The sequence below is a fragment of the Arthrobacter sp. NPDC056691 genome (genome assembly GCF_042791415.1).
GTDB lineage: Bacteria > Actinomycetota > Actinomycetes > Actinomycetales > Micrococcaceae > Arthrobacter.
In genome coordinates, this window is sequence record NZ_JBHTXX010000029.1 from 46,684 (window position 1) to 59,813 (window position 13,130).

9 protein-coding genes are annotated in these 13,130 nt (G+C 68.3%); 7 read left to right on the plus strand and 2 right to left on the minus strand.

The genetic code is table 11. The features are described from left to right. Positions 1-7: 7 nt before the first annotated feature. Positions 8-2,719, plus strand: a complete 2,712-nt coding sequence (locus ACFRAU_RS19725) for a PEP/pyruvate-binding domain-containing protein (RefSeq protein WP_378001158.1) — start codon at positions 8-10, stop codon at positions 2,717-2,719. Between the two features lie 148 nt (positions 2,720-2,867). Further along, a complete protein-coding gene (locus ACFRAU_RS19730; RefSeq protein ID WP_378001159.1) occupies positions 2,868-3,551 on the plus strand; it encodes an alpha/beta fold hydrolase in 684 nt (227 codons plus the stop codon). 54 nt (positions 3,552-3,605) lie between these two features. Here ACFRAU_RS19730 and ACFRAU_RS19735 read toward each other — a convergent pair whose 3' ends face one another. After that, positions 3,606-5,042 carry a PucR family transcriptional regulator gene (locus tag ACFRAU_RS19735; RefSeq protein ID WP_377995374.1) on the minus strand — a complete coding sequence of 479 codons (1,437 nt, stop codon included), beginning with the start codon at positions 5,040-5,042 and terminating at the stop codon, positions 3,606-3,608. A gap of 142 nt (positions 5,043-5,184) precedes the next feature. Between ACFRAU_RS19735 and ACFRAU_RS19740 the strand changes: the two genes are divergently transcribed. The 3 genes from ACFRAU_RS19740 to ACFRAU_RS19750 all read left to right on the plus strand — a co-directional run bounded on the left by ACFRAU_RS19740 (position 5,185) and on the right by ACFRAU_RS19750 (position 9,193). Beyond that, a complete protein-coding gene (locus ACFRAU_RS19740; RefSeq protein ID WP_377995375.1) occupies positions 5,185-6,615 on the plus strand; it encodes an aminobutyraldehyde dehydrogenase in 1,431 nt (476 codons plus the stop codon). A gap of 42 nt (positions 6,616-6,657) precedes the next feature. Further along, positions 6,658-8,031, plus strand: coding sequence for a 4-aminobutyrate--2-oxoglutarate transaminase (gene gabT / locus ACFRAU_RS19745; RefSeq protein ID WP_378001160.1), 1,374 nt, complete (start codon positions 6,658-6,660; stop codon positions 8,029-8,031). 295 nt (positions 8,032-8,326) lie between these two features. Next, complete coding sequence (locus ACFRAU_RS19750; RefSeq protein ID WP_378001161.1) at positions 8,327-9,193, plus strand: universal stress protein; 867 nt, start codon at positions 8,327-8,329, stop codon at positions 9,191-9,193. Between the two features lie 74 nt (positions 9,194-9,267). Here ACFRAU_RS19750 and rarD read toward each other — a convergent pair whose 3' ends face one another. Further along, a complete protein-coding gene (gene rarD / locus ACFRAU_RS19755) occupies positions 9,268-10,362 on the minus strand; it encodes an EamA family transporter RarD (protein WP_378001162.1) in 1,095 nt (364 codons plus the stop codon). A gap of 115 nt (positions 10,363-10,477) precedes the next feature. On the opposite strand from rarD, the gene ACFRAU_RS19760 reads away from it, so the two are divergent. Beyond that, on the plus strand, positions 10,478-11,476 hold the full coding sequence (locus ACFRAU_RS19760) for a DNA topoisomerase IB (protein WP_378001163.1): 999 nt from the start codon (positions 10,478-10,480) through the stop codon (positions 11,474-11,476). 126 nt (positions 11,477-11,602) lie between these two features. Then, positions 11,603-13,039, plus strand: coding sequence for an FAD-dependent oxidoreductase (locus tag ACFRAU_RS19765; RefSeq protein ID WP_377995380.1), 1,437 nt, complete (start codon positions 11,603-11,605; stop codon positions 13,037-13,039). Positions 13,040-13,130 lie beyond the last annotated feature (91 nt).

A 13,130-nucleotide genomic window follows, 5' to 3' on the forward strand; every position in this document is an offset into this window, starting at 1 on the left:
GCGGCCGGTGGATGAGCACGCAGACCGGCATCCATCGCGCCCGGGGGACACAGTCATCAGCCTGGCCCGGGTGGACGCCGGCATGGTGCCCGAGGTGGGCGGCAAGGCTGCCAACCTCGGTGTGCTCCTGGCTGCCGGGCTGCCGGTCCCGCGCGGCTTCTGCATCACCACCACGGCGTACCGGGAGGTAGCGGCCGCCGCCGGAGTGGATCCTTCCGGGCCGCCGGAGCAGGCTCGCAGCAGGCTGGCGGCGGTTTCCCTGCCCGAGGGCGACGTCGAAGCGATCCTTGCCGCCTACGCTGACCTGGGCGAGGACACTCCGGTGGCCGTGCGTTCCTCCGCCACCGCCGAGGACCTCCCCGAGGCCAGCTTCGCCGGCCAACTGGACACGTACCTCAATGTCGTGGGTCCCGATGGGCTGCTGGATGCGGTCCGCCGCTGCTGGGCTTCCCTGTGGACGGACCGGGCCGTGGCCTACCGCGCAGATCACGGGATTGACCAGCGCTCGGTCGGGATCGCCGTCGTTGTTCAGGAAATGGTGGACGCGGGCGTGGCCGGGGTGATGTTCACGGCGAATCCGCTGACGGGCCGGCGCAAGGAAACCGTGATCGACGCCGCGCCCGGACTCGGCGAGACGCTGGTCAGCGGGGCTGTGAACCCGGATCATTTCAGGGTCGATGCAGCCACCGGGGAGATCCTCCAGCGCAGCTTGGGTGACAAACTCAGCGAAAGCCGGCCCGCTCCGGGCGGCGGGACCAGGTTGCTGCACCGGCAGGACGGCGCGGGGCAGGCGTGCCTGACGGATGAGCAGATCCGCTCTCTGGCCAGGGTCGGGACCCGTGTGGAGGAGCTGTACGGGGATCCGCAGGACCTGGAATGGGCTATCGAACCGGGCGGCGGGATCACGGTGGTGCAGTCCCGTCCGATCACCACACTGTTTCCGCTGCCCGAGCCCCAAAACCACGACGGCGGGACCCGGGCCTACCTGTGCGCCAGCCTCCTGCAGGGGCTGACCCGGCCGCTGACACCCATGGGCCTGGCTTCGTTCACGCTCATGAGCGACAGCTACCGGCCGACTGCCACCGGCGGCGGACCGGCTCCTTACAGTTCCGCCCAGGCCGGGATGCGCATGTTTGTCGATGTCACGTCCCTGCTGCGGACCAGGGGCGGCAGGCGCGGCCTGCTGAGAGCCATGAAAGTAGCCGATGCCAGATCCGTCGATGTGCTGGCGTATCTGGCGGCCGACCCCCGCTTCGCCCTCACGAGGGCTCCCAGGCTGGCGTCGCTGAAGTCCGGGCTCCGGGCCTCGCCGCCCTTTGGCCTGGTTGGGGACGTCCTGCGCGCGATGGCTAATCCCGCCGCCGCGCTGGAACGGGTCAGGGAAGCGGACCGTGAGATGGACCGGATGCTGGTGCTGCCGGAGCCTGTCACCGGCGCCCGGCGGCTCGATTTCGTGGAACGCGTCCTCACCAAGGAGATCACGCCCGCCGTGATGCGGGTACTGCCACCGGCGGCCGCCGGGTATGCCTGGCTGGGCCTCGCCCGGCTGTTGCTGGGACGGCTTGTGCAGGCCGGCGAGCTGCAGGCGGTACTGCGCGGCTTGCCGCACAATGTGACCACCGAGATGGATCTGGAGCTCTGGCGGACGGCCACCTCAATCCGGGAGGACCCGGACTCGGTCCGCGCACTCACGGAGGAAGAGCCACAGTTACTCGCCAGCCGGTACGTAGAAGGGACATTGCCCGCCGTCTGCCAGGGCGCGCTGCGCGGCTTCCTCGCCAAGTACGGACACCGCGCCGTGGCCGAAATTGACCTCGGTGTTCCCCGGTGGGGCGAGGACCCCGCCCACATCATCAATGTCCTGGCCAACTACCTGAAGCTGGCCGACCCGGAGCTCGCGCCGGACCGGCTCTTCCAACGGGCCGCGGAAAAGGCCGACGCCAAGGTTGCCGAGCTGGCCGCGCGCACAGCCCGGGCCAGGGGCGGGCTGTACGGCCGAATCGTGGCGCACGGCCTGCGGCGCGCACGGGAAACCGCCGGCATGCGCGAGTACCCAAAGTTCCGGCTGATCACAGCCTTCGCCGTCCTCCGCGGCCAGCTCCGGCAGGTGGGTGAGGAGCTCGCTGACGCCGGCCGGATCACGGCACCCGGCGACGTCTTCTTCCTGGACCTCGCCGAAGCCCGCGTGGCATTGCGCGGCGCGGACCTTCGCGGACCGGTCGCCGAACGCCGCCAGGGTTACCACCGTGAAATGCGGCGCCGGCGCATCCCCCGCCTGCTGCTTTCCGATGGCACCGACGTCGAGGCAGCCATGGCCGCGCAGGCCCAGGCAGGGCCGTCTGCTGACGGCCAGCCGGGAACCCTCACAGGGGCGCCGGCCTCGGCCGGCACCGTCACGGGCAAAGCCAGGGTCATCCTGGACCCGGCCGGCGCCCACCTGGAGCCGGGGGAAATCCTCGTTGCCCCGTCGACTGACCCGGGATGGACACCGCTGTTCATGACAGCGGGGGCACTGGTCATGGAAATGGGCGGACCCATTTCCCACGGTGCCGTGGTGGCGCGCGAATACGGAATTCCCGCCGTCGTCGGCGTCCCCGACGCAACCGTACGGATTCGGACCGGGGACACCGTCACCGTGGACGGGGCCGCAGGGACGGTCGTGGTGGACCGTTCGCAGGCTTCCGACGGCGGCTCCCGTGGGCCCGGTGGCGGCCGGTAGGATCGCGTCCATGGAATTCGTCGTGATGCGCTTCATCGCCGGCGATCAGTTCACCACCGAGGGACTGGCGGAGCCGCGGATCCTCGAGTGGAACGCCGTGCGTTTCGAATAGGCGCGCCAGCGCCAAGCGAAAGCAGCAGGAGGGCACGTGAGCACTTTCGTTCTTGTCCCGGGTGCCGGGGGAGTGGGCTGGTACTGGCACCGGGTGGTTCCGGAGCTGGAACGGCTGGGGCACCAGGCCGTTGCGGTCGACATCCGCGAGGACGACCCCCGCCTGGGACTGCAGGACTACGCCGAGACCGTCGTCACGGCCACCGGTGATCACCGCGATGTGGTCCTCGTGGGCCAATCCCTGGGCGCCTTTACGGTTCCGGTTGTAGCGGGGCGCGTACCGGTGCGGCTTATCGTCCTGATTAATCCGATGGTGCCTCTTCCGGGTGAGACGCCAGGCGAGTGGTGGGAGGCCACCGGACAGCCCCAGGCACGCGAGCTCAACGACAGGCTGAACGGGCGCAGCGGTGATTTCGATGAGCGTGTGCACTTCCTGCACGACGTTCCACCGGAGGTTGTCGCCGCGGGCGCCGCCGAGCAGCGTGCTCCTTCCGGCACGCCCTTCAAGCAGCGCTGCGAGATCGACCGCTGGCCTGACGTGCCCACCAGGGTCCTGGTTGGCCGCGATGACCGCTTCTTCCCCGTGGACTTTCAACGGCGGATGGTCCGGACCCGGCTGGGCCTGGGGATTGACGAAATCCAGGGCGGACACCTGGTGGCCCTGAGCAACCCGGTTGAACTCGCGAGCCGGCTGGACGGCTATGCCCGCGGATTCCTGTGACCGGGCGGTGCGCTGTGGCCGCGCGGCGATTCGCGACCTCCCCGGTGAACCGGCTCAGCCGGCGTGCCGCGCCCCCAGCCGGGCGACCGCCAGGGCCAGCCACAGCTGCACCCGGTCGGCGGTTACGGAGGGGTCATACCCGGTGAGTTCGGTGATCTGCGCCAGCCGGTAGCGGACAGTGTTCCGGTGCAGGGTGAGCGCCTCGGCGACCGCGGCAACAGAGCCGTTGTTGTTCAGGTAGCTCTCCAGCGTGGCCATCAGCTCGGCGCCGTGGGCGGCGTCAAAGCTGCGCAGCGGGTCCAGCGATTCGTTGGCCATGTCCGCCAGCGGCACGTCCTCACTCGCCAGGAGCAGGGAGGTCAGGCTAAGCCGTTCGGGCTCGTTCACCGGCAGCCCGTGGCTGGCGGCGTCACGCGCCTCGAAGTAGCTCCAGCGCAGGCCGTTCGGCTTGGTGTACGCGCCGCCGATGCCGATGGTGGCGTGGATGCCGGCCTCGGCGAGGTGGTCGCTGAGGCTCCGGGCCATCGCCGTGGCACCGCGTCCGTCGTCGGGCACCACCGTCACCAGGTCCTTTCCGACGACGGCGGTCACAGCGTTCTCCAGTACCTGCGGCAGTGAGGAGCTGACCAGTTGCTTGTGGTGCGCCTCAGAGCCGGCCAGAATCACGACGTTCTTGCGCGTGCTGTTGATGCCCGTTCCGGCGAGGCGGCGCTGGGCCTCGCTGGTGTCCAGGGTTCCGTGGATCACGTCCTCGAGCACCTGCCCGCAGAGCGCCCGCTCGGCCTGGCGCTGCTTGACCATGTTGTTGAGCTCCACGCTGATGAGGTTCTGCGCGTAGCCGATGATGCCGGAATCCTCGAACGGCTGTTTCACCCAGAGCGTGCAGGCATCGCGGCGCCCGGTGGGAATGGGATAGGTGGTCCAGGAGTCCGCGGACGGTGGCTCGCTGCCGCTCTTGTACAGCTGTGCGGTGAACTGGGTGAGCGCGATCTCGGTGCGGAGCATGCCGCCCAGGTGCCGCAGGAGTTCGGCCAGCCCGCCGCCGGTCAGCAGCGCGCGGGCCAGGATCTGGTGGCCGGCGATGAGCCGCTCAAGCTTGGAATAGTGATCCGCGGACTGCGCGTCGGCCACGAGTTTGCTGATGGCGATGAACGGGGTGCCGTACGGCACTTCGACCACCGGCAGCCCCCAGCGGTTCGCTTCCGCGATCAAAGCCGGCGGGACGGCGTCGTGCGAGAGACCCACGCCGAAGCCGATGCCCACCGCGCCGGCGCGCTGGACCTGGCGCACAAAGCGGCGCTGTTCGGGCGCACTTTTCATCCGGAGCCCGGTGGTCAGCACCAGTTCTCCGCCGTTGAGGAAGCGCTGCGGGTCCTCGAGTTCCGTGACCGCCACCCAGCGGATGTCCTGGTGCGAAGTGGTCTCCGCGAGGCTGGATTTCTTGAGTCCCAGAGACTGCACGGCCAGCAGCGCCGCGAGGGAAATTGCCATGGATCAAGGGTAGCGGGAGGCTGGCCGATCGCACTAAAGCACCGGTTCAAGGGTGTGCAGGTGGCTATTCCCCGCTGTGTCGGGCTGGAATAGGCTCGAGTCAGCCGCATCACACTATTCAGGACGAAAGAGGTTGTACACCGTGGTTCAAACCTTGCAGAACTTTATCAACGGGGAGTTCGTCACGCCTGCGGGCACGGGCCTGATCGATATCGTGAACCCCGTGACCGGCGACGTGGTGGCCAAGTCGCCCGTGTCCGTGGAGGCCGACGTCGATGCCGCCATGGCCGCGGCCAGGGACGCCTTCAAGTCCTGGAAGCATGTGACCCCCGGGCAGCGGCAGCTCATGCTGCTCAAGCTCGCCGACGCCATCGAGGCCAACAGCGACGAACTGGTCGATGCCCAGCACCGCAACACCGGCCAGGTCCGTTCCCTCATCGCGTCCGAGGAAGTTGCCGCGGGCGCGGACCAGCTGCGCTTCTTCGCCGGCGCGGCCCGCATCCTCGAAGGCAAGTCCGCCGGCGAGTACTTCGAGGGCCACACCTCCTACGTCCGCCGCGAACCGATCGGCGTCGTGGCCCAGGTGGCGCCGTGGAACTACCCGTTCCTGATGGCCATCTGGAAGATCGGCCCCGCCCTGGCAGCCGGCAACACCGTGGTCCTGAAGCCCTCGGACACGACGCCCGAATCCACCCTGGTCCTGGCCCGCCTGGCAGCGGACATCCTGCCGGCCGGCGTCCTGAACGTCATCCTCGGCACCGGCGAAACCGGTGCGCTGATGGTGGAGCACAAAGTCCCGGGCCTGGTGTCCATCACCGGGTCCGTGCGTGCCGGCATCGCCGTCGCCTCGGGCGCCGCGAAGAGCCTCAAGCGGGCGCACCTGGAACTGGGCGGCAAGGCCCCGGCCATCGTCTTCAAGGACGCCGACATCAAGAAGAGCGCCGCGGCCATCGCCGAGTTCGCGTTCTTCAACGCGGGCCAGGACTGCACGGCCATCACCCGTGTCCTGGTGGAGGACTCGGTGCACGACGACGTCGTGGCGGCCATGGTGGAACACACCAAGACCCTGCACACCGGCTCCCAGAACGACGAGGACAACTACTACGGCCCGCTGAACAACGTCAACCACTTCAAGGCGGTCAGCGCCGTCGTCGACTCGCTGCCCGCGCACTGCCGGATCGAAACCGGCGGCCACCGCGCCGGCGAGAAGGGGTTCTTCTTCGAACCCACCATCATCACCGGCGCGAAGCAGACGGACGACATCGTGCAGAAGGAAACCTTTGGCCCGGTCATCACCGTGCAGAAGTTCAGCACGGAAGCCGAAGCAATCGACCTGGCCAACGACGTCGAATACGCCCTGGCGTCCAGCGTCTGGACGTCCGACCACGGCACGGCCATGCGGCTCAGCCGCGACCTGGACTTCGGTGCGGTCTGGATCAACACCCACATCCTCCTCACCGCCGAGATGCCCCACGGCGGATTCAAGCAGTCCGGCTACGGCAAGGACCTCTCCATGTACGGCGTCGAGGACTACACGCGCATCAAGCACGTCATGTCCGCACTCGACGCATAGTCCCACCGGCGCCCTAACCTCCGCTGTAAAGAAAGAAACATCATGACCACCACTGCCAACGAAATCACTTACCGCCTCGAGCAGAAGCGCCGCGTCCAGGCCGACTTCCCGGGCCCCAAGTCCGTGGCCCTGACCGAACGCCGCAAGGCCGTGGTCGCCGCCGGCGTCGCCTCCAGCGTTCCGGTCTACGTCGCGGATGCCGACGGCGGCATCATCCACGACGTCGACGGCAACTCCTTCATTGACCTCGGCTCGGGCATCGCGGTGACCAGCGTCGGCGCGTCCGATCCCGCCGTCGTCGGTGCCGTGAAGGAAGCCGTGGAGCACTTCACCCACACCTGCTTCATGGTCACCCCCTACGAGGGCTACGTCGCGGTCGCGGAGCAGCTGAACAAGCTCACCCCGGGCACCCACGAGAAGCGCACCGTGCTCTTCAACTCCGGCGCCGAAGCCGTGGAAAACGCCATCAAGGTGGCCCGCCTGGCCACCGGCCGGGACGCCGTCGTCGCCTTTGACCACGCCTACCACGGCCGCACCAACCTGACCATGGCGCTGACCGCCAAGGCCATGCCGTACAAGACCAACTTCGGCCCGTTCGCGCCCGAGGTCTACCGGATGCCGATGAGCTACCCGTTCCGCGAGGAGAACCCGGAAATCACGGGTGCCGAGGCAGCCAAGCGCGCCATCACCGCCATCGAAAAGCAGATCGGCGGCGACCAGGTGGCCGCGATCATCATCGAACCGATCCAGGGCGAGGGCGGCTTCATCGTCCCGGCCGAGGGCTTCCTGCCGGCGCTGTCCGCCTGGGCCAAGGAAAAGGGCATCGTGTTCATCGCCGACGAGGTCCAGTCCGGCTTCTGCCGCACCGGCGAATGGTTCGCCGTGGACCACGAGGGCATCGTTCCGGACATCATCACCATGGCCAAGGGCATCGCCGGCGGCATGCCGCTCTCCGCCATCACCGGCCGCGCCGACCTGCTCGACGCCGTCCACCCCGGCGGCCTCGGCGGCACCTACGGCGGCAACCCGGTGGCCTGTGCCGCGGCGCTGGCCTCCATCGGCTCCATGCAGGAATACGACCTCAACACCCGCGCCAAGCACATCGAGGAACTCTCCGTCGGCAAGCTCCGCGAGCTCGCAGCAGCGCTTCCCGGCGGCGCCGAAGGTTCCGTGATCGGCGACATCCGTGGCCGCGGCGCCATGCTGGCCATCGAGCTGGTCCAGGCCGGTTCGAAGGAGCCGAACCCGGAGCTCACCAAGGCCGTCGCCGCCGCCTGCCTCAAGGAAGGCGTCATCATCCTCACCTGCGGAACCTACGGCAACGTCATCCGCCTGCTGCCCCCGCTGGTCATCAGCGACGAGCTGCTGCTGGACGGCCTGGAAGTCCTCGCCGCGGCCATCAAGGCCAACGCCTAGTTCCAGCCTCACTTGGCGCGAACTGGCAGATGATGACCCCAAAAAACGAAAAACAGGGCGTTAGCTGCCAGTTCGCGCTGTGGCGGGCGCACTGAATGTCCGACGACGGCGGGCCGGGTACCAAAAGGTGCCCGGCCCGCCGTCGTTGTTGCCGCCGTCGGACTCCCGTTAAGTTGCCGCCCGCCGGCGCGGGGGCCGCGGTAGAGTCATCCTCACCACTGCACTTCACGCCGCAGGCCGGTTAGCGCCGCCGGGATACGGGCGCCGGTCTGCACTACCCAAAGAGGGGTTTCGCATGCGATACGTAGTCGGTTACACACCCACCGAGCGGGGCGCGGACGCCGTCGCCCTGGCCACCTCGCTGGCCCTGGCACAGGGCGCTGAACTGGATCTGGTCTACGTGGTGAAGCCGGGCACACCGTACGTGGCCCTGAACCCGGAGGGCAGCCGGGTCAGCGCCGCGGAGCAGGAGGTGCTGACGGCCGAACGGGAGGGCCTGGCCCTGGTTCCGCAGGGGTTGCCCGCGAAATTCCATGTGCGGGAGGCCGATTCCTTCGCCGGCGGGCTCATCGATGCGGCGGTGGAGTTCGAAGCCGGGCTCATCGCCGTCGGGGCCGCCAGCGCAGGCCTGTTCAAGCGCTACACGGTGGGGTCTGTAGCCAACGCCCTGCTTCACGCCTCGCCGGTCCCGGTGGCACTCGCGCCGCGCGGCTACCAGCGGACGGCGCCCGTCACCCGCCTGACGCTGGCCGTGGGGCAGCGGGCCGGTGCCGAGGCTGCCATCGAGACCGCCATCAGGGCGGCGAAGCGGCGCGGTGTCCCACTGCGGCTGGTGTCATTGGTGGAACTCGACGCCGCCGGTGACTCCGGGGAAGCGATCAACGCCGCGCACATCCACGCGAATACCGTCCTGACAGCAGCGTCGGGGAAGGTGCCGGCGGGTCACGAGGTCGGCGTCGCCGTCGCCCACGGCCGCACCATTGAGGAAGCGATCGACGGACTCGAATGGGACGACGGCGAGATCCTCATCGTGGGCTCCTCGCGCCTGGCCGAAAAGAACCGCATGTTCCTGGGCAGCACCGCCAACAAGGTGCTGCGTGCGCTGCCGGTGCCCATGGTGGTTGTGCCGCGCGACTACGACCGCGCGGACTCGGCCCCCTGACCGCATAGCTCGCCGGGCTGCGCGCCAAACCCTGCCCCGGCGCGAACGGACAGTTCGGGCCCCTTGAGCGGGGCTTAAGTGTTCGTTCGCGCTTCCCTGCGGGCGAGCCGCCTGGCCGCTGAACTCTTGCGCGTCGCGGCCAGCATGTCCACGGTGAGCACCAGCAGGGCAAGCCACACGACGCCGAAGCCGATCCACCGGTCCAGCGTCATGGCCTCGCCGAACACCACCAGGGCCACGATGAACTGCAGGACGGGTGCGAAGTACTGCAGCAGCCCGATGGTGGTCATCGGCAGCCGGCGGGCGGAGGCGCCGAAGAACACCAGCGGCACGGCAGTGATGACGCCCGATGCCAGGAGCAGCCAGAAGTGCCCGGGGCCGTGGGTGGTCAGCGACGCAGTGCCGCTGGCCGCGAGGAAGATCATGGTTGCTCCGGCCAGGGGAGCAAGGACTATGGTCTCCACGGTGAGGCTGGTGATGGCGTCGGCACGCGGGCCCACGCGCTTCTTCACGAAGCCGTACAGGCCGAAACTGACGGCGAGGGTCAGTGCGATCCACGGCAGTTTTCCGTAGGACACGGTCAGCACGCCGACGGCGATGAAACCGATTCCGACGGCGGCCCACTGCAGCGGCCGCAGCGTCTCCTTGAGGACGAAGACGCCGAGAAGGACCGACACGAGCGGGTTAATGAAGTAGCCAAGTGAGGCCTCGACTGCCTGCCCGGTGGTGACGCCGTAGGTGTACGTCAGCCAGTTCACAGCGATGAGGCCGGCCGCGGCCGCCAGGGTCCAGAGTACGGAGCGGTTCCGCAGGGCGGCGCCCAAAACGCGCCACGCCCTCGTCACCGTGATCAGGAGGGCGCAAAAGATCAGGGACCACACCACCCGGTTGGCCACGATCTCAACGGCACCCGCCGGCTGCAGAACGAAGAAGTACAGCGGAAGCAGCCCCCACAGGCCGTAAGCGCCGACGCCGAACAGCATCCCCGCCGTCGTCTCCTTATCCACCGCCTTGGGTGCGCCCGACGAACCGGATGCCGCAGGTGCCCCGCGTTTGTCGGGTGCCGCAGACGTGTCAGGGCCGGTCACGCCCCAGGGCGCGGCCCCGGGTGAAGCGGCAGTCGGAACAGCGGAGGAGACGGATCCGTCGGGGTTAGGCACAAGACCCATAACACCATCCTAAGATGCGGTATTCCGCCTGGCCGCACCAAAAGCTTGCCTGCGGAGGCAAATTAGTCAGTAGGCTTGCCATTATGAGTACGACTCTCCGCAGGGTGGTGGCCCGATGAGGCTCCGCCACAGCAACGCTTCCGGCCGCGGATACCGGCGGGTGGGGGCCGGTGCCGGGTTCAGCTACAGGGACCTGGACGGCTCCACGCTGTCGCCCGGTCCGGTCCGGGACCGGCTGGAGGGCATCGGCATTCCGCCCGCCTGGACAGACGTCTGGATAGCGCCGTTCGAGAACGGGCACATCCAGGCAACGGGGCTGGATGCCGTGGGCCGCCGGCAGTACATCTACCATCCGGAGTGGCGCGAACGGAAAGACCGCGTGAAGTTCGACCGCGCGCTCCAGCTCGCCGAATCGCTGCCCACCGCCCGCCGGCTCGTCACCATGGACCTGAGATCCGACGGCGTCACCCGGCAGCGCGTTTTGGCCGCGGCTTTCAGGATGCTGGACAGCGGCTCCCTGCGGGTCGGCTCGGAACGGTACACGAACGAGAACGGCAGCCACGGGCTCGCCACGCTGCTCTGCGCCCACGTCCATGTCCGCAAGGACTGCCTGCACCTCAGCTTCCCCGCCAAGAGCGGCAAGACCTGGGACTCCCTCATCGCGGACCCCGATCTTGCCCCGCTGGCCCAGGCCCTCAAACGGCGTGGCGGCAACGCGCGGCTGCTGGCCTACAAGAACGGCCGGGCGTGGCACCCGGTGACCAGCGCCGAGATCAACAGCTACGTCAAGGAACGCACGGGCGACGACTTCACCGCGAAGGACTTCCGGACCCTGCGGGGCACCGCCGCGGCCGCCGTCAGCCTGGCCCGGAGTGGGCCGCAGAGAACCGAGGCAAAGAGGAAGCGCGCCATCAGGGTCGCCATGATGGAGGCGGCGGCGCTGCTGGGGAATACGCCGTCGATTGCACGCAAGAGCTACGTGGACCCGCGGCTGCTGGACCACTTTGCGGCCGGCGAGACCATAGACCCCAAACGGCTGGATTCGGCGGAGTCGGAACTGCGGGCGCTGCTGTACCGCGAGGGCGACGTGGTGGCCCTGCGCAAGAGCGGCTGACGCGGGGCCGCAGGCTGTCACGGACCGCCGTGCGCCGTCACGGGTGGTCCGCCCGGCCGGGCGGACAATTAGAATTGAAAACTGCGCGCCGGTGGGGCGCGGTCTCCCGTTCCGGAAGGGCTTACGGTGTCCAACACAGCTGAATCCACGGCCAAGCGCCCGCTCCGCGTCGCGATCGTCGGCGCAGGACCCGCAGGCGTCTATGCCGCGGACATCCTGACCAAGTCCAACGAGGTCAAGGACGGCGACTTCGAGGTCAGCATCGACCTCTTCGAGGCCTACCCGGCACCGTACGGCCTGATCCGCTACGGCGTGGCCCCGGACCACCCGCGGATCAAGGGCATCGTCAACGCCCTGCACAAGGTCCTGGACCGCGGCGACATCAGGTTCCTGGGCAACGTCACCTATGGCCGGGACCTCACGCTGCACGACTTCCGCGCCTTCTACGACGCCGTCATCTTCTCCACCGGCGCCATCAAGGACGCCGGCCTGGACATCCCCGGCGTCGACCTTGAAGGCTCCTATGGCGCAGCCGACTTCGTGTCCTGGTACGACGGGCATCCGGACGTTTCCCGCGAGTGGCCGCTGGACGCCAAGGAAATCGCGGTCATCGGGAACGGCAACGTGGCCCTGGACGTCGCGCGGATGCTGGTGAAGCACGCCGACGAGCTCCTGGTCACCGAAATCCCGGACAACGTCTACCAGGGCCTGAAGAATTCACCGGTCACCGACGTCCACGTCTTCGGCCGCCGCGGCCCCGCCCAGGTCAAGTTCACCCCGCTGGAGCTCCGCGAACTCAGCCACGCACGCGACGTCGACATCGTGCTGTACCCGGAGGACTTCGAGTTCGACGAGGCCTCCGACGACGCGATCCGGAGCAACAACCAGACCAAGACCATGGTGAACACCATGACCAACTGGCTCGTCGAGGAGCACGCCGAGGCCGAGCAGCCGTCGTCGCGCCGCCTTCATCTGCACTTCCTGCACAGCCCGGTAGAGATTTACGACGACGGCGGGTCCGGCAAGGTGGCGGGCATCAAGTTCGAGCGCATGCAGCTGGACGGCACCGGGAACGTCAAGGGCACAGGGGAGTTCGCCGACTACCCGGTGCAGGCCGTCTACCGCGCCATCGGCTACCACGGCTCCGCGCTGGACGAACTGGAATACGACGCGAAGCACGGGGTCATCCCCAACGAAGGCGGCCGTGTCCTCGACGCCGGCGGGAACCCTGTCCCCGGCATTTACACCACCGGCTGGATCAAGCGCGGGCCGGTCGGCCTGATCGGCCACACGAAGGGCGACGCCCTCGAGACCATTGGCTTCCTCCTCGAGGACCGGCTCACCCTGCCGCCGGCGCAGAACCCGGACCCGCAGGCCATCATCGACCTGCTCGAGGAGCGCGGCATCGAGTACACCACGTGGGAGGGCTGGAACAAGCTGAACGCCCACGAGGCAGCCCTCGGCGCATCGTGGACGGAGTCCGCCGAGGCCGACGGCGGCGTGGTTCGCGAACGCATCAAGGTGGTGCCGCGCGAGGAGATGATCCAGATCTCCCGCGCCTGAGAGTTTCGCTGCGCGCCCAACTGACTCGCAATAGATGTCGTTTTGAGTGCTCATAACGACATCTATTGCGAGTCAGTTGGGTGGACTAGAC